This is a genomic window from Paraburkholderia diazotrophica (assembly GCF_900108945.1).
GTDB classification, from domain to species: Bacteria; Pseudomonadota; Gammaproteobacteria; order Burkholderiales; family Burkholderiaceae; genus Paraburkholderia; species Paraburkholderia diazotrophica.
Genome location: NZ_FNYE01000025.1, coordinates 105,748 through 122,310, shown reverse-complemented (window position 1 = coordinate 122,310; position 16,563 = coordinate 105,748). Strand labels below are relative to the sequence as shown.

Here is a 16,563-nt window from a genome sequence, read left to right as displayed (position 1 = left end):
CGGATAGGCCGCAACCGTGTTGTTCGGCGAGATGAGCGGACGCAGCACGGGCAGCAGGTTGTTCGCCGATTCGTTCTTCAGCTGAAAGACCTGCGTGACGACCTGATCGCCGCGCGCCGCGGGCGCATTGCCGACGTAAGTCGGCACGCCTTGCAGTTTCGCATCCGCTTCGGGCACGACCTTAAGCACGCCGTGATCCTGCACCAGCGAAAAGCCCTGCATCCGCAACGCGGACTGCAAGGTCTTCAACGCCTGGTCCTCCGGAACCGGGTTCTCGGAGACGAGATTCAGCTGCCCTTTCACGCGCGGGTCGACGATGATCGTCTTGCCCGTCGCCGCGCCAATCGCCTTGGCGACCTGGTCGATGTCGGCGTTGACGAAATTGAGCGTCACCTGTGCGTGTGCAGTGTGCGCGGTGATCATGCCAGCGACCAGCAGCGCTGTCGCCACGCGACGCAATGCCATACGATTTCTTCTCATGGATAGGATTTCGAAGCCGACGGTGATCCGTCGACAATCATGCACAGTGGACGACCGGCCGACACAAGGTCGACCTCGGTCTGACACGACGTTCCCACAGCAGCGAATGCCCGGTACGCCTTGCTTCCCTGTAACCGAAAACAATGAACAGTAACAGCTTTTCGTGTCGGAAATGTCACAAAGACCGAAAGGCCGGTGAGATCCCCTAACGATTCCGATCAGACTATCGTCTGATTGCGTGCTCCGTTACGTTCTTGAAAGTTTATGACTCGAACCGTACGTTGTTACACACGGTTTCCCTTTGGCCGCAATTTACTGGCTTATGTCGGTTGGCCAACTTTGACTCGACATATCCAGCCGGTATGATACGGGCGGATCCAGTCATCCGAGCATAACATGCGTAGCGGGTTTTCCCGAGTGCAGGTCCGCCGGATAAGGGTTTCGAGTCGTCTTTACCGTTTTTTCCGTTCGCACACCGACATAATTCACCATCTTGACCGATGAAGCCGTCCTCACTCACCGTCGCCGTTGGGCTTGCAGCGCTGCTGGGCGCCGGGTCTGCGCGCGCGGACTGTTTTGACGAGGCCGCCAGCTATCAGAAGGTCAATCCGCTGATCCTTCGGGCCATCGCCTGGCAGGAATCGCACAACCGTCCCGCCGCCGTGCACAAGAACGCCAACGGCTCGACCGACTACGGCGTCATGCAGATCAACTCCGTGCATCTGCCCACGCTTGCGCAGTACGGCATTTCGCAGGGCACGTTGATGGAGCCGTGCAAAAACGTGTACATCGCCGCATGGCATCTGCGGCAGAAAATGAACAAGTACGGCAACACGTGGGCGGCCGTCGGCGCTTACCACTCCGAAACGCCATCGCTGCGCGACGAGTACGCAAGGCAAATCGTCGCGATACTTCGCAAGTGGAACCTGATGCCGCCCGAAAATACTCGGGCACGCACCGCCGTCACTGCGGACAACGACACGCGTCGGTCTCGCGCCAATTGATGCACAATGCGGCTTCGTGCTGCTGCCGGCTAGCGTCGACATTCGTCTGAGTCCGATGCCTGTTGTCTGACGCCCGACCGGCGCATGCGTCTTTCACCTTCAAGTTTTTCGCACCACGATGAATCAGCCGCTATTGCCCGTCACCGTGATTTCCGGTTTTCTGGGCGCCGGCAAGACCGCCCTCGTCGATCAGATTCTGTCGAACCGCGGCGGCCCGCGCGTCGCCGCGATCGTCACCGATCTTGCTACCGTCCGTGTCGATATCGACAACGCAGCGCCCGCGTCGTCAACGACATCGCGCATCGAACTGCCGAACGGCTGCGTCTGCGTGCAGGCCGGAGAATATCCGCTCGCACAGATACTGGAACTCGCGTCGGCGGCAGATCGCTTCGATGCCGTCGTGATCGAAGCATCGGGTATCGACGAACCGATGGATCTCGTCGAATCGATCATCGAAGACGAATCGCTGGCCGCGCGCGTGCGTGTCGATACCGCCGTGACGGTTGTGGATGCAGCGAATTTTCTGCGCGACTATGCATCGACGGATGCGCTGTCCGAGCGCGGCATCGCTGCCCATGAACACGACGACCGGACGATCGTCGAGGTGCTGATCGAACAGATCGAGTTCAGCGACGTGCTCGTGATCAACAAGGCCGATCTCGTTTCCGCCGACGATCTCGCCCATCTGCAGGCGATCCTCGCCGCGCTCAATCCGCGCGCGGCGCAGATCGCGAGCAGCTACGGCAATGCACCCATCGACGAAGTCATTGGCACAGGTCGCTTCGATTACGACGCGACGTCCAACGCGGCGGGCTGGCTCGCGTTGCTGCACGATCCGCTCAGTCATCAGGAAACGGGCGAGGGCGAAGACGTCGGGCATGTCGTCTATCGCGCGCGGCGACCGTTTCATCCGCAGCGTCTCTGGACGCTGCTTCACGAAGAATGGAAGGGCGTGCTGCGCGGCAAGGGCTTCTTCTGGCTCGCGACGCGCAACGACATTGGCGGTTCGCTGTCGCAGGCGGGCGGCGCATGCCGTCCCGTGCCGGCGGGCACATGGTGGGCCGCGCAGGATCGCAGCGAATGGCCCGAAGGGGACGACGAACTGCTGGAAGAGATCGCGGCGGACTGGTATGGCGACGCCGACGACTTCACGATCGGCGACCGTCGCCAGGAGCTGGTGCTGATCGGCGTCGATATGGAACCGGCGAAGTGGCGGGCAAAGTTCGATGCGTGCCTGTTGACGGACACCGAATATGCATTGGGCGCTGAAGGCTGGCGACGACTGCCGGACCCGTTCCCCGCGTGGGATATCGACGACGACGAAGACCACGATCATGCGCATCATCACCATCACGATGATGATGGTCATCACCACCATCATTGAGCATGATCGACTGATGGGCCGACGCCCGGCATCGCAAGCGCGGACGAAAAAATCGCAGACGAAAAAAAACCCGCCGATGGCGGGTGTCAACAAATCAGGCGCTGATGCTTAGCGCTTGTTGACTGCGTCCTTGAACGCCTTGCCAGCCGTGAACTTGACGGTCTTTGCGGCCGGAATCTTGATGGTTTCGCCCGTCTTCGGGTTGCGGCCCGTACGTGCTGCGCGCTTGCCCGAACCGAAGCTGCCGAAGCCGATCAACTGGACTGCATCACCCTTCGCCACAGCCTTCTTGATGACTTCAAGCAGCGTGTCCAGCGTTTCGCCGGTTTGAGCCTTGCTGGCGCCCGTCTGACCTGCGACGGCGTCGATCAGTTCCTGTTTGTTCATTAAGGTTCCTTTCTGGTTTAGGTTGACACGAACAGCGCGAACGCGCCGATTATACGTGCGCGCGCCGCGCCGTCGAGCAGCGACGGCTCGGGAATACCCCGCACTCCCGCGGCACGCCTGGCACCGCGCAGAGCACCGTGCTGCCGCTTCCCTCGCGGCGCTTGCTATGATAGCGCAGCGCAAACCCAATCTGGATAAGGGTTTCGAAGAATTACACGCCGCAATGCCTTATACAGCATGGAAAGCAGCTTTTTTTACTTCGAGCGCATCGAATAGACGCTATTGGCAGCGCTCAGAGCCCCGTCAGCGTTGGTTTTTGCCAACGTTCGACCGGCCTGGAACGGCCTCCAGGCGGCGTCTGGACGGGCTTTAACGGGTGCTGGCGTGGGCTTCGGCGTCGCGAACAGCGTTCATGAGGACGCTCGCCGATACCCGGATTTATCCCGGATTCCTCCAGAGTTCATTCCTCCGCACTGCATTTCAACGCGCATGACCGAGCCGCTCGTTCCCGCCGTTCTTGCCTTTCGCGACAACGGCACACCGTATTCCCCGCGTTACGAGGACATCTATCACAGCGCGGTCGGCGCGCTCGAGCAGGCGGAATATGTCTTTCTCAAAGGCAACGATCTGCCTGGGCGCTGGCAAAAGCGGCGGCTCTTTACCGTACTGGAGACGGGCTTCGGCATCGGCATCAACTTTCTCGCGACGTGGGCCGCATGGCGCGCGGACCCCGATCGCTGCGGGCGGCTGCACTTCGTCTCGACGGAAAAGCATCCGTTCTCGGCAGCCGATCTGATCGCAGCAAGCGCGCCAGCCGTTGCGGATACATCGATTGCGCCGCTCGCCCGGCAGCTCGCCGATGCGTGGCCGATGCTCGTGCCCGGCGTCCATCGGCTCGAATTCGAAGGCGGCCGCGTGACGCTCACGCTCGTCTTCGGCGATGCCGCGCAGACGCTGCACTCGCTCTGGCTGCGCGCCGACGCGTTCTATCTGGACGGCTTTTCGCCCGCCAGGAATCCCGAACTATGGACGCCCGCGATCTTCAAGTCGCTCGCGCGCCTTGCCGGCGATCATGCGACCTTCGCCACCTATACGAGCGCGGGCGACGTCAAACGCGGGCTGCAGCAAGCCGGCTTCGAGTATCGCAAAGTCGACGGATTCGGATGGAAGCGGGCGATGCTCGTCGGACGCTTTGCGCCGCGCTATCGCGTGCGGCGTCACGAGCCGCCGCTGCCGCTTGCCGTCGACGAACGGCATGCAATCGTCATCGGCACGGGGCTCGCCGGGTGCGCCGCGATCGAGCGTCTGACCGCGCGCGGCTGGCGCGTGACGTCGCTCGAACGGCATCCGGCTGTCGCCCGCGATGCATCGGGCAATCCCGCCGGCGTGTTTCATCCGATGATGTCGCGCGACGATAGCGTCGGCTCGCGCATCACACGCGCCGGTTTCCTCTATGCGTTGCGGCATTGGTCGTCGCTCGAGCGGCGCGGTCATCGTGCTATGCGCGGTCCCGAAGGACTTCTGCAAATCGCCGCCGATGAAGACGAAGCCTTCGCGATGACTCAGGCGTTTGCCGCGTTCGCCTATCCACAGGACTACGTGACACCCGTTTCCTCCGACGACGCGCAGCGCATCGCGAACATGCGCGTTGCGCGAGGCGGCTGGTTCTTTCCGCATGGCGGCTGGATCTCGCCTGCGTCGCTGTGCGCCGCGCAGTGCGACGCGTCGCAAGCGTTGCTCGAGCGGCGCTTCAATGTCGAAGCAGCGCGCGTCGAACGCATGGGCAACGAGTGGATCGTGTTCGGTGCCGACGGCGCCGCGATCGCCAGCGCGCCTGTCGTCATCTTTGCCAATGCACATGAAGCGGCGCGCGTCGCCGGCTTGCGCCATGCACCGACGCGCAGCGTGCGCGGCCAATTGACGCTGCTGCCCGAAAGCGCGGCAAAAGCGCTGCGCGTGCCCGTGATGGGCGAAGGATACGCAGTGCCGCTACCCAACGGCGTCACGCTGACGGGCGCGAGCTACGACATCGACGATCCCGACACCGCCTTGCGCGCCGACGCGCACATCGAAAACATCGAGCGCATCGCGCGCCTGCTGCCCGATATGGATCAAACGATGGATACCGCCAGGCTGGCGTCGCTGGAAGGGCGCATCGGGTTTCGCTGCGTGACGAGCGATCGCTTGCCGATGATCGGCGCGTTCGCCGACGAATCGGCCGCCATTCGCGACACCGACAGGCTGCGCGGCGCATGGCCACTCGATCTGCCGCGCACACCGGGACTCTATGGCGCATTTGCATTCGGCTCGCGCGGACTGATATGGGCGTCGCTCGGCGCGGAGTTGATCGCGTCGCAGATCGAAGGCGAGCCCTGCCCCGTCGAGCGCGAACTCGTGGAAGCGCTCGACCCCGCGCGCTTTCTGCTGCGCGCGCTGCGCCAAGGGACCGCGCGCTGATCGTCCATCCCCGTCGAAAGTTATCCACGGCAATCTGTGGATAACCGCGAGAATTGCGCGCGAAACTCGTGTGGAATCGATGTGGACGTAAACGGGGTAACTCGAAGGCTTCTGAATTACCAAGAAAAGTTATCCGCTGAAGCCCGTCCGGCACGCACATCTAACGCATCCGGTTATGCGTTCGGCAAGGCGCTGATTCGTTTCGGTAAACCCGGCTTGTCCACAGAAATGCGGCGGCCTTGTTAACTTCTACTACGTATACATACAGGTAAACCTACAGATAAAAAGCCCGCGGTCGACCGACGCGCGGCGGCATCGTTTCATCTCTGTTCAGAAGTCCCGCTCGATTCGCTTCGCGACGCGAGCGAGCTAATGCGCGAAGCTCAAACGCGCGAGCCACTTGAACGCCTGAACTCGATGTCAATCCAACGCAGGCAATGTTTCGAAACACGCGCTGTGAGCCGTCGCAGCAAGGCATTCAGCCGCAAACAGCGGACGGTTGCCGGTCGCTTTTTCCTGTTGTCATGTAATTAGCGTACGTTTTTACCGTTTTGACTGTCTGTTCGACGCTTTTCCGTCAATCGTAAAAAAGCTATGGCACAATCGCCGTTCTTCCGCGTCGTGTTTTGCCCCCGCAACCGACGCGTCAATGGAACGGTTGCCAGACCAACAGAATCTGATTCAAAAGTCGACGGCGCTCTTTTCACTCACGTCGGGCCGCCCGTAGTCACGCGGCATCGGCGTGTTCGTTTCAGTTTTTCATCCGATCGTTGACAGCTCGCAACGCCGGCAGACGCGAACCTATCGCGGCAATGGATACGGCTTGCGCCTCGCGTGCCACCGGCGTCTGCCCGTTCGCGTTGCCAGCGGTTGTCGTAAAGGAGAAGCCACCACGATGAAGTCGGCGTTTTCATTCTTTCCAGCCTGGCCGCTCACGCCCGATGCCATTTTCTGGGCTGGCCTTGCATTGCTCGCCGCAGGGCTCGTCGGCGAGTTGTGCTATCGCGCGTGGCATCTGCCGCGCGTTTCCGGCTATGCAGTGATCGGACTGATCGCGGGCGCGGCGGGGTCCGGCGTGATCGATCCGGAGTCGTCGACGGCCGCGCGTCCGTTGCTCGATGTCGCGCTCGGTCTTCTGCTGTTCGAGCTCGGCAGCCGCCTGGACTTGCGCTGGATTCGCCGCAATACATGGCTCATCGTGTCGAGCGTCGCCGAATCGACGCTTACGTTCGTGCTCGTGCTGCTCGTGCTGTTGTTCCTGAAAGTGCCCACGGTGACGGCGCTTGTGCTTTCATCGATCGCGATGGCGACGTCGCCCGCGATGGTGATCCAGCTGAAAACCGAGCTGCGCGCGGAAGGCCAGGTCACGCAGCGGCTGATGACGCTCACCGCGCTGAACAGCATGTATGCCGTGATCGTCGAAAAGCTCGCGTCGGGCTGGCTGCATCAGGAGGCCTACGGCAATCTGCTCGCGACGATTCTTCAGCCGCTTTATCTGCTGATCGGTTCGCTGATCCTCGCGTACCTGGTCGCGCGGACCATCACGTTCTTTTACAAGCGTGTGAATCTTCAGGACGAGCACTCGTTCGTCGCGCTGTTCGGTCTCGTTCTGCTGGCGATCGCGGTTGCGCATGTCTTCAAGCTGTCGACGATATTGAGCCTGCTTGCCGCTGGCATCATCGTGAAGAATCTGGAAGCGCGTCCGCAGCTTTGGCCGCAGCATTTCGGCACGGCCGGCTGGCTGTTGACGGTGATTCTGTTCGTGCTCACCTTAACGACCTTCGAATGGAAAGACATCGTGATGGGCGGTATCGCCGCCGTCGGACTGATCGTCGCACGGCTGATCGCGAAGCTGGTCGGCGTGCTTGCGTTCGCCAGGCCGAGCGGTCTGAACATGAAGCAGGGCATGGCGCTCGGCCTGTCGTTGTCGCCGATGTCTGCGCTCGCCTATCTGCTCGTCGACGACACCTACCAGCTTTATCCGAATTTCGACCCGACGCTGCGCGCGATCATCATGTGCACGATCGTCGTATTGCAGCTCGTCGGGCCCTGGCTCGTGTACCGCTCGCTCGCGCTCGTCGGCGAGCGACGCGAGTGAATACTCACCAGTGCGGATGAGCGCGGCAAAATGAGGGCAGCACGAAGGGCTGCAAAAAGCGCGGCACATTGTCCGCATGCCCGGTGCGCCTCGCCGCCGAATCCGACAAGTCAATCCGGCCGGACGCGTTCGACATCGTTCGCCGTCCGGCCGACATGAATCAGGAAACGCCATGTCACTCGAAGCCTTCGTCGATTCGAAACCGTTCACGTTCGGTGTCGAACTCGAGATGCAGGTCGTCAATACGCACGACTATGATCTGACCAAAGCGGGCACGGATCTCATGCGGCTCATCAAGGACGAAAAGATTCCAGGCAACATCACGCCGGAAATCACCGAAAGCATGATCGAGCTGTCGACGGGCATCTGCACGACGCACGAGCAAGCCGTCGCCGATTTGAGAGCGATTCGCGACGTGCTCGTCGCCGCAGCCGACCGTCTGAACGTCGGCCTGTGCGGCGGCGGCACGCACGCGTTCCAGCAATGGAGCGAACGGCAGATCGTCGATTCGCCGCGCTTTCAATACCTTTCGGAACTCTACGGTTATCTTGCGAAACAGTTCACGGTGTTCGGCCAGCACGTGCACATCGGCTGTCCGGATGCGGATAGCGCGTTGTTCCTGCTGCATTCGATGTCGCGCTACATCCCGCATTTCATCGCGCTGTCGGCGTCGTCGCCGTTCGTGCAGGGCGTCGATACGGGCTTTCACTCGGCACGCCTGAATTCCGTCTTCGCGTTTCCGATGTCGGGGCGCGCGCCGTTCGTGCTCACGTGGGACAGCTTCAAGGAATACTTTTCGAAGATGGTGCATACGGGCGTCGTCAACAGCATGAAGGACTTTTACTGGGACATCCGGCCCAAGCCCGGCTTCGGCACGATCGAAGTGCGGGTGATGGACACGCCGCTCTCCGTGGATCGCGCGGCCGCCATCGCGTGCTATATCCAGACGCTCGCGCGGCATCTGCTGCTCGACAAGCCGTTGACGCCAAAGGAAGACGACTACCTCGTCTACACGTTCAACCGCTTCGAGGCCTGCCGGTTCGGCCTCGCCGGCACCTGCATCGATCCGCAGACGGGCGAACGCCGCACCATTTCCGAAGACATCATCCACACGCTCGAGCGCATCGCGCCTCACGCGGATGCGCTGGCTTCGGGCAACGCGCTCGAGGAAATCGGCGCGATCGCGCGCGGTCAGATGAACGATGCGACGTGGCTGCGCGACGTCGTCAAGCAGGAAAAGTCGCTGCATGAGGCCGTGCGGCAACAGTGCCTGCAATGGCGCGCATGAGCCGGGCCGGACGATTCGCTCCCGTATGCGCTTCCGGCGCTATCGCTGCAGGCAAACAGGCGAAGGAGCATCACGCCGACGAAACCCGCTTTTTTTGCGGGATTTTTTATTTGTCGAACGTCGGTGACGTGTGCTTCAGGTATTTCCAATGTTTACGTATACAAACGTAGTAGTAGTTAACAAGCATTGCGTTTGCCTGTGGACAACCGAATAATTTCCTGAAAACTCAATGGGCTGTGGAAACGATAACCGCGCGGATCGGTCGTGCATCGCGACCGTGAACCCGGGACAACGATCTGCCGGACATTCGTCGACGCTCCTGTTATCAAGAATCGGCGCACAAGTCGTCCCGTTCTTATCCCGGGGTTATCCACAGATTGGATGGGATAACTTAGCTGTACGATTCGCCGCTCTCGAATAGAATGTCGTTTTTGTCGTTGCCGCCTGTCTTCGAGCAGGAAAGCGAAACAGTCGCAACGGAACACGGAGCGTTAGCAGCGCCTGTGCAAGCGGCCGAAAACAGGCCTGCGTCACAGGTATTTTTGAGATAGTAGATATCGGCGAGCCGGATTGACCGGCGAATCGTCGTCCCCAACAGACTGTCGGCGTGCCGGCATCGCAGATCGGATGTCGACGCGCAACGGCATGCAGTCAACAAACGAACGAAAGACTATGAGCGAAGGCGTATACGGAGAGCAGGCAACCGGGCGGGTGACCCACAGCCTGTTGCGACTCAGCACGGCGATGCGGAGCCAGGCATGGGAGTGGGCGGAAGGCGCGGGTTTGACGCCGACTCAAGGCGAAATCCTCGTGCTGCTGATGCAGCGCAAGGGGCCGATGCGTCTCGGCGAAATCGCCCGCGAAACGGCGCTGACGGCCGCGACCACGAGCGATGCTGTGAGCACGCTGGAAAGCAAGGGCCTGGTCGAAAAGCGCCGCGCTCTCGACGACGGACGCGCACTCGCCGTGCGTCTGACGGCTCGCGGCCGCACCGCGGCCAAGCGCGCCGCGCAATGGCCCGACTTCCTCGCGAAGGCGGTCGGCACGCTGCGCGATGAAGAACAATCGACGTTCTATCGCACGCTGCTGAAGACCGTGCGCCAGCTGGAAGTGCAAGGCCATATTCCGCCGCACCGGATGTGCGTGACCTGCACGCATTTCGATGCGAGCAAGAACCCGAAGAAAACGCCGCATCGCTGCATGCTGCTCGATCTGTCGATGGCGGACACCGATCTGCGTCTGGACTGCTCGGTGCACGAGACGGCCGACGCTGCCACGCAGAAAAAGACCTGGAAGATCTTCGCGCAGCAAGCCTGAGTCGGCTAAACTGCGAAGCCGGCCGCCGATCGATCGGCGCCGGCTGAGCGCGCGTCGCCCATGCATCGGCAGGCGGCGTGTCTTTCGACGCGTCGTTCGGCGTGTTTAGTCAACCTGACGTTGGGATTTGCCGATGAATCACGAAGTTCTGGCCATCCGCCACGTGCACTTCGAGGATCTGGGCAGTCTCGAACGGGTGCTCGGCGACCGGGGCCGCCCCGTACGCTATCTCGACGTCGGCTTTGCGCGCATCGAGGCGCCGAACCCTGTGATGCCGTCGCTGATGGTCATTCTCGGTGGCCCGATCAGCGCATACGACGACGACCGTTATCCGACGCTCGGGCCGCTCGTCGCGATGATCGAAAAGCGCATCGCGGCCGGCTTGCCGACGCTCGGCATCTGTCTTGGCGCGCAACTGATCGCGCGCGTGCTCGGCTCGCGCGTCTATCCGTCGGGCAACACCGAAATCGGCTGGACGCCGCTGACGCTCACCGACGCGGGCAAGCATTCGCCGCTGCGCCATCTCGACGGAGCGCACACGTCGATGCTTCATTGGCACGGCGATACATTCGATCTTCCGCAAGGCGCGGTACACCTCGCCTCGACACCCGCCTGTCAGAACCAAGCGTTCTCATGGGGCAAACACGTGCTTGGCCTGCAATGTCATCCGGAAATCCGCACCGATCGATTCGAGCCCTGGCTGATCGGCAATGCCGGCGAGATCGCAGCGCATGGCCTCGACGTGCGCAAGCTGCGCGCCGATACGGCGATGCACGGCCCGACGCTTGAAGCCGCGGCCTGCACGATGTTCGGCGAATGGCTCGATCAGCTCGCAACGAAGTCCTGAATTTCCGATAGACCGCCGTGGATAACCGCGTTTTTACCGTCGATGCCGTGCTGACCGGCAAGATTGCGCCGCTCGGCGAGCATGGAAAGACGAGCGCAATCGGCAAGACGCCCGTCGAAGGGCGCGTATGGCTCGGTGAAACGGGACTCGAAGGCGATCAACAAGCCGAACTCAAGCATCACGGCGGCCCTGAACAGGCGCTGCATCACTATGCGTTCGATCACTATGCGGCGTGGCGCGCGCAATGGCTCGCCGGCGAGTTGGGTCTCGCACGGCTCGATGGCCCCGGCGCATTCGGCGAAAACATCAGCACGGCCGGCATGACGGAAAGGAACGTCTGCGTTGGCGACGTGTATCGGATCGGCGGCGCGATCGTGCAGGTGTCGCAGCCGCGACAGCCATGCTGGAAGCTGAACCTGCGCTTCGGCCGCACCGACATGTCGCGTGCAGTGCAGGACACGCGCCGCACCGGCTGGTACTACCGCGTGCTCGAAGCGGGTGAAGTCGGCGCAGGCGATACGATCGAACGGCTTGCGCGTCCTCATTCGGAGTGGACCGTCGATCGTCTGTTGCGCGTGCTGTACGTCGATCGCGACGATCTGCGCGCGCTCGAAAGCATGGCGAAGCTCGATACGCTCACGGCTTCGTGGCGGAAGATCGCGATCAGGCGCATCGAAAGCGGCAAGGTCGAATCGTGGACGAAACGCCTCGACACGCCCGCTGCCCAACACTGATTCATTTCATTCGCCGCGCGGTTCAGACGTGACTCCAGACGTGAGGGTAGCGAAGCAGCCGACCGTCTGCATCAAATCGGACCGGGTGCTATCCTCAATCGCTCTTGAGTTTGAACGGGCATCCCCAGGCCATGAGCGCTCTCTTCACCCCGCTCACGCTGCGTAGCGTGACGCTGCCAAACCGCATCGTCGTGTCACCCATGTGTCAGTATTCCGCCGAACGCGGCGAAGCGACGGCGTGGCACATGATTCATCTCGGTCATCTCGCGCTGTCGGGTGCGGGCATGCTGTGTATCGAAGCAACAGCCGTCGAGCCCGATGGCCGCATCACGCCCGCCGATCTCGGCCTGTGGGACGATGTGACGGAAGAAGCGCTGAAGCCCGTGCTCGCCGCGATTCGCAAGCATTCGAAGGTGCACGTCGCGATGCAGTTGTCGCACGCGGGCCGCAAGGCGTCGAGTCACGTGCCGTGGGATGGCGGGCAACTGATTCCCGTCGCCGAAGGTGGCTGGCTGCCGCACGCGCCGTCGGCGCTGCCGCACAAGGCTGGCGAAGAGCCGCCGCTTGCGCTCGACTTTCCGGGACTCAATCGCGTTCGCGAAGCGTTCGCGGCGACGGCGCGTCGTGCCGCGCGTCTCGGTATCGATGCACTGGAAGTGCACGCCGCGCACGGCTATCTGCTGCATCAGTTCCTCTCGCCGCTCGCCAACCAGCGCACCGACGAATACGGCGGCTCGCGCGAAAACCGCATGCGTTTTCCGCTCGAAATCTTCGACATCGTGCGTGCCGCGTTTCCCGCCGACAAGCCCGTCGGTGTGCGCGTATCGGCAATCGATTGGGTCGACGGGGGCATCGCGATCGAAGACACGATCGCGTTTGCGCAAGAGTTGAAGAAGCGCGGTTGCGACTGGATCGATGTATCGTCGGGTGGCGTGTCGCCGTTGCAAAAGATTCCGCTCGAGCCCGGTTATCAGGCGCCGTTCGCAAAAGCGGTGAAAGCGGCGACGGGCATGACGACGATCGCCGTCGGCCTCATCACGGACCCCGAGCACGCCGACGGCCTGATCGAAGAAGGCGACGCCGATCTCGTCGCGATGGCGCGCGCGATGCTCTACGATCCGCGCTGGCCGTGGCACGCGGCCGCGAAGCTCGGCGCAAGCGTCGATGCCCCGCCGCAATATTGGCGCTCGCAACCGCGCGATCAGAAGACGCTGTTCGGTGACATCTCGTTCGGTCAGCGCTGACATGTTTCTTTTCCCGCGCGCGGGATTTGCCGCGAACCGTTCGCCGCAATTGCGGATGGTCACGTTTGACGGTTGAACGAAGCCGCATCATCCGTGTACGATTTCGGTTGTGACGCTTCGTGCATCACATGTCGACGCGGCGCCAGCACGGCGCCGCGTTTGCTATCCGCGTCAGAAAACCAGCGTGACGGATGCGGCAGACACGGCGGCATCGCCGAACATGAGCTTGCTCACCCAACGTTCTACAAAGGATTGATTCAATGAGTTCACGCAGGATCGCTGTGCGTCAATCGGGCGTGCACGGCAAAGGCGTGTTTGCACTCGAACCGATCGCAGCCGGCGAGCGGCTGATCGAATACAAGGGCGAACGGATCTCGTGGAAGGAAGCGTTGCGGCGCCATCCTCACAATCCGGACGAGCCGAATCACACGTTCTACTTCGCGCTCGACAACGGGGACGTGATCGACGGCAAGGTGAAGGGCAATAGCGCTCGCTGGATCAACCACTCGTGCGCGCCGAACTGCGAGGCGGAAGAAATCGACGGCCACGTGTATATCGACGCATTGCGCGATATCGGCGCCGGCGAAGAGCTGTTCTACGACTACGGGCTCGTGATCGACGCGCGGCAGACGAAGAAGCTGAAGAAAGAATACGAGTGCCGCTGCGGCGCGCGCAAATGCCGGGGCACGATGCTCGCCGAGCCGGACAAGAAGAGCGAGAAGAAGTCGAAAAAGAAAAAGTGAGCGGCGCGCTGCCGTGACGAAGGCAGCGCGTTCACAATCCCGCTATCCAACAGTCGTCACGGATCGACCGGCGCATGCGCCGGTTTTTTTGTATCGCGCATGGGATCGCGCTCAACCAGCACGGCGCCCGTCGCAACGGGAAGGCGCACGATGAAGCGCGCGCCACCTTCAGGCGTGTCTTCGTAATGCACGCTGCCACGATGCAGCACCATGATGTCGTGCACGATCGCAAGGCCGAGACCCGCGCCGCCATCGACGCTCCCGTCGCTCTGCCCCTGGCCGTCGCCGCGGAAGAAGCGCTTGAAGAGATCCGGCTGCTGTTTCGGCGGCACGCCGGGGCCGTTGTCCTCGACGGTGACTTCCGCCATCGCGACGCCGTCCACCACGGTCTGCGAAACGGTCATCGTGATGCGCGCGCCGTCGAGCCGCGACGGCGGCACATACTTCAGCGCGTTGTCGAGCAGATTCGCGATCACTTCGCGCAGCAAAACGGGATTGCCGCGCGCAACCAGCGGATGATCGTTCGACGGATCGTCGAGCCGTTGAAAACCGAGATCGACATGCACGGCGAGCGCGCGCGGCACCCATTCGGCGCCCGTGTCGAAGGCGAGCGACGCGACATCGAGATTGACGAAGCGCGCAGCCTGTTCGCCAGGCTCGGCGCGCGCCAGCGACAGCAACTGGTTCGATAGACGCACCGCGCGATCGGCAGCCGCGCGCAATTCCCTGACGGCCGCGAGCGTCTGCTGCGGATCGCGTGCGACGGCCGCCTGCTCCGCATGCAGCTTGATTGCCGTGAGCGGCGTGCGCAACTGATGCGCGGCGTCTGCGATGAACTTGCGCTGCGCGTCGAGCGCGCTTTTCAGGCGGTCGAGCAGACCATTCAGCGCGCCCGTCAGTGGACGGATTTCGAGGGGAACAAAGGTTTCGTCGACGGGTTCGAGCGACGTGTGCGTCTGCCGGTTCAGCGAATCGGCGAGATCGGTGAGGGGATTGAGCTGCTGGTTCACGACGCGCCACACGATCACCCATCCCGCGAGCAGCAGAAGCAGCAGCGGCATCATGATCGCGATCAGAAACTCGGCGGCGATGCGAAAACGATGACGCACAGGCTGGCCGACTTCGATGACGACGGGATTGCCCGTCGGCTGATCGACGCGTACTTGTGCGACGCGCACAGCCGTACCCTCGTGCTGCGTTTCGAACACGTACGCGTAGTGCATGCGCCGCACGTTCGTGCCTTGCAGCGGCAGCTTCGGATCGCCCGCGATCTCGGCGTCGCCCGTGCTGATCCGGTACACCAGTTGTTCGACGGGATCGGAGAACATCGCTTGCGCGAGCGGCGGCACCGTGATCGGCGCCTCAGGGCCGGCGATCTGGATCTGCTTCGAAATGGCCGTCGCGAGATCGGCGAGCGAACGGTCGACGACGTGCTGCGTGTATTGCCACGCGAGCCAGTACGCGATGAGGCCGCTCATCAGCGCGAGCAGCGAAAGCGGAGCGGCGAGCCGGCGCAAAAGCTGGCGGCGCAGGCTATTCGCGGCGGGATAGGGCATGATCGAACCCGCGATAAAAGGCTGGCGCCGACGGACGACCGGCAGCATCAGCGCACGTTTGAACGGCGGGTTTCAGCGGCGCGCGCTCGACGGGTCGTACGAGATGCATCGCATGTGCAACGCGAGGCTCGCGCGATCCTGGCTGGCCGCTGCCGGGCTGAATGGCACAGGCGACCGCCGCGCATCAGGATGCGCTCGCGGTCGCCTGTCGGACAGCCGGGACGCCGTCAGACCAGACGGTCTGACGACAATTATGACGCCTGTCGGATTTCCTGGAGCAGATAGCCGAAGCCACGCACCGTGACGATCTCGACGCGGCAGTTCTCCAGTTTCTTGCGCACGCGGTGCACATAGACTTCGATGGCCGTATCGCCAAGGTCGCCGCCGAAATGCGTCAGGTGATCCTGTAGTTGCGCCTTGCTGACGACGCGGCCATGGCGCAGCAGCAGCATTTCGAGCACGGCGAATTCGCGCGGCGACAGTTCTAGCGGCTTGTCGTCGTTGAAGATGCGGCGATCGACGCCCGACAGACGCACGCCGCCCAGCGACACTTCGGGACGCGGCATGTCGCCGTGCGGGCCACTGCGGCGCATCACGGCGCGAATGCGTGCTTCGAGTTCGGCGGGTTCGAACGGCTTCAGCATGTAGTCGTCGGCGCCGGAGTTGAGGCCTTGCACCCTGTCGTTCAGCTCGTCGCGCGCGGTCAGCACGATCACGGGCGTATGACGGTTGCTCTGACGGAAGCGCGAGAGCAGCGTCATGCCGTCGATGCCGGGCAGGCCCAGATCGAGGATCACGAGTTCGTGGCGGTTTTGCGTGAGGGCCTGTTCGGCGAAGATGCCGTCGTGGACCATGTCGACCGTGAAGCCGGCTTGTTCGAGGCTGCTTTGGATGCCGCGTGCGATTGGGCGGTCATCTTCGATCAGAAGGAGTCGCATGGATTTCGCTCAAGTACAATGGGTTAGGCATGAGGCACGCGGTTCGCCGGGGCGCCTGCTGCACAGAATGCCGTGCGGCGTGCCGT

14 protein-coding genes and 1 pseudogene are annotated in these 16,563 nt (G+C 62.4%); 11 read left to right on the top strand and 4 right to left on the bottom strand.

Features of this window, described 5'->3' with window-relative positions:
- Window positions 1–465, bottom strand: a pseudogene (locus BMW76_RS26715) (type II secretion system secretin GspD); the annotation flags it as partial.
- A 515-nt stretch (window positions 466–980) separates the two neighbouring features.
- On the opposite strand from BMW76_RS26715, the gene BMW76_RS26710 reads away from it, so the two are divergent.
- The 3 genes from BMW76_RS26710 to BMW76_RS41310 all read left to right on the top strand — a co-directional run bounded on the left by BMW76_RS26710 (window position 981) and on the right by BMW76_RS41310 (window position 2,980).
- On the top strand, window positions 981–1,484 hold the full coding sequence (locus BMW76_RS26710) for a lytic transglycosylase domain-containing protein (protein WP_177200506.1): 504 nt from the start codon (window positions 981–983) through the stop codon (window positions 1,482–1,484).
- Window positions 1,485–1,602: 118 nt separating this feature from the next.
- Complete coding sequence (locus BMW76_RS26705; protein WP_090870682.1) at window positions 1,603–2,868, top strand: GTP-binding protein; 1,266 nt, start codon at window positions 1,603–1,605, stop codon at window positions 2,866–2,868.
- The gene (locus BMW76_RS41310) at window positions 2,819–2,980 is read left to right on the top strand and encodes a hypothetical protein (protein ID WP_177200505.1); all 162 of its coding nucleotides are present in this window, start codon (window positions 2,819–2,821) and stop codon (window positions 2,978–2,980) included. Before BMW76_RS26705 ends, BMW76_RS41310 begins: the two co-directional genes overlap by 50 nt.
- Here the strand turns inward: BMW76_RS41310 and BMW76_RS26700 are convergent.
- A complete protein-coding gene (locus BMW76_RS26700; RefSeq protein WP_007581741.1) occupies window positions 2,977–3,255 on the bottom strand; it encodes an HU family DNA-binding protein in 279 nt (92 codons plus the stop codon). The two genes, BMW76_RS41310 and BMW76_RS26700, sit on opposite strands and share 4 nt — an antisense overlap.
- 489 nt (window positions 3,256–3,744) lie before the next feature.
- On the opposite strand from BMW76_RS26700, the gene mnmC reads away from it, so the two are divergent.
- The 8 genes from mnmC (at window position 3,745) to BMW76_RS26660 (ending at window position 13,983) form a co-directional block, all read left to right on the top strand.
- A complete protein-coding gene (mnmC, locus tag BMW76_RS26695; RefSeq protein ID WP_090870680.1) occupies window positions 3,745–5,712 on the top strand; it encodes a bifunctional tRNA (5-methylaminomethyl-2-thiouridine)(34)-methyltransferase MnmD/FAD-dependent 5-carboxymethylaminomethyl-2-thiouridine(34) oxidoreductase MnmC in 1,968 nt (655 codons plus the stop codon).
- Between the two features lie 895 nt (window positions 5,713–6,607).
- Window positions 6,608–7,810 carry a cation:proton antiporter gene (locus tag BMW76_RS26690; RefSeq protein ID WP_090870678.1) on the top strand — a complete coding sequence of 401 codons (1,203 nt, stop codon included), beginning with the start codon at window positions 6,608–6,610 and terminating at the stop codon, window positions 7,808–7,810.
- A 172-nt stretch (window positions 7,811–7,982) separates the two neighbouring features.
- Window positions 7,983–9,098, top strand: coding sequence for a YbdK family carboxylate-amine ligase (locus tag BMW76_RS26685; protein ID WP_090870675.1), 1,116 nt, complete (start codon window positions 7,983–7,985; stop codon window positions 9,096–9,098).
- A 672-nt stretch (window positions 9,099–9,770) separates the two neighbouring features.
- Window positions 9,771–10,415, top strand: coding sequence for a MarR family winged helix-turn-helix transcriptional regulator (locus BMW76_RS26680; RefSeq protein ID WP_090870692.1), 645 nt, complete (start codon window positions 9,771–9,773; stop codon window positions 10,413–10,415).
- Window positions 10,416–10,548: 133 nt separating this feature from the next.
- Window positions 10,549–11,262: a glutamine amidotransferase gene (locus BMW76_RS26675; protein WP_090870673.1), complete on the top strand. Its 714-nt coding sequence runs from the start codon at window positions 10,549–10,551 to the stop codon at window positions 11,260–11,262.
- Between the two features lie 17 nt (window positions 11,263–11,279).
- Entirely contained in the window at window positions 11,280–11,996 is a 717-nt protein-coding gene (locus BMW76_RS26670) for an MOSC domain-containing protein (RefSeq protein WP_090870670.1), read from the top strand.
- A 131-nt stretch (window positions 11,997–12,127) separates the two neighbouring features.
- Window positions 12,128–13,240, top strand: a complete 1,113-nt coding sequence (locus tag BMW76_RS26665) for an NADH:flavin oxidoreductase/NADH oxidase (RefSeq protein ID WP_090870668.1) — start codon at window positions 12,128–12,130, stop codon at window positions 13,238–13,240.
- 260 nt (window positions 13,241–13,500) lie between these two features.
- Window positions 13,501–13,983 (top strand): SET domain-containing protein, encoded by a 483-nt coding sequence (locus tag BMW76_RS26660; protein WP_090870666.1) that lies wholly within the window; start codon window positions 13,501–13,503, stop codon window positions 13,981–13,983.
- Between the two features lie 56 nt (window positions 13,984–14,039).
- On the opposite strand, the gene BMW76_RS26655 is transcribed toward BMW76_RS26660, so the two are convergent.
- Window positions 14,040–15,539, bottom strand: coding sequence for a sensor histidine kinase (locus BMW76_RS26655; protein ID WP_090870690.1), 1,500 nt, complete (start codon window positions 15,537–15,539; stop codon window positions 14,040–14,042).
- A 251-nt stretch (window positions 15,540–15,790) separates the two neighbouring features.
- On the bottom strand, window positions 15,791–16,477 hold the full coding sequence (locus tag BMW76_RS26650; protein WP_007581727.1) for a response regulator transcription factor: 687 nt from the start codon (window positions 16,475–16,477) through the stop codon (window positions 15,791–15,793).
- Window positions 16,478–16,563: the final 86 nt, after the last annotated feature.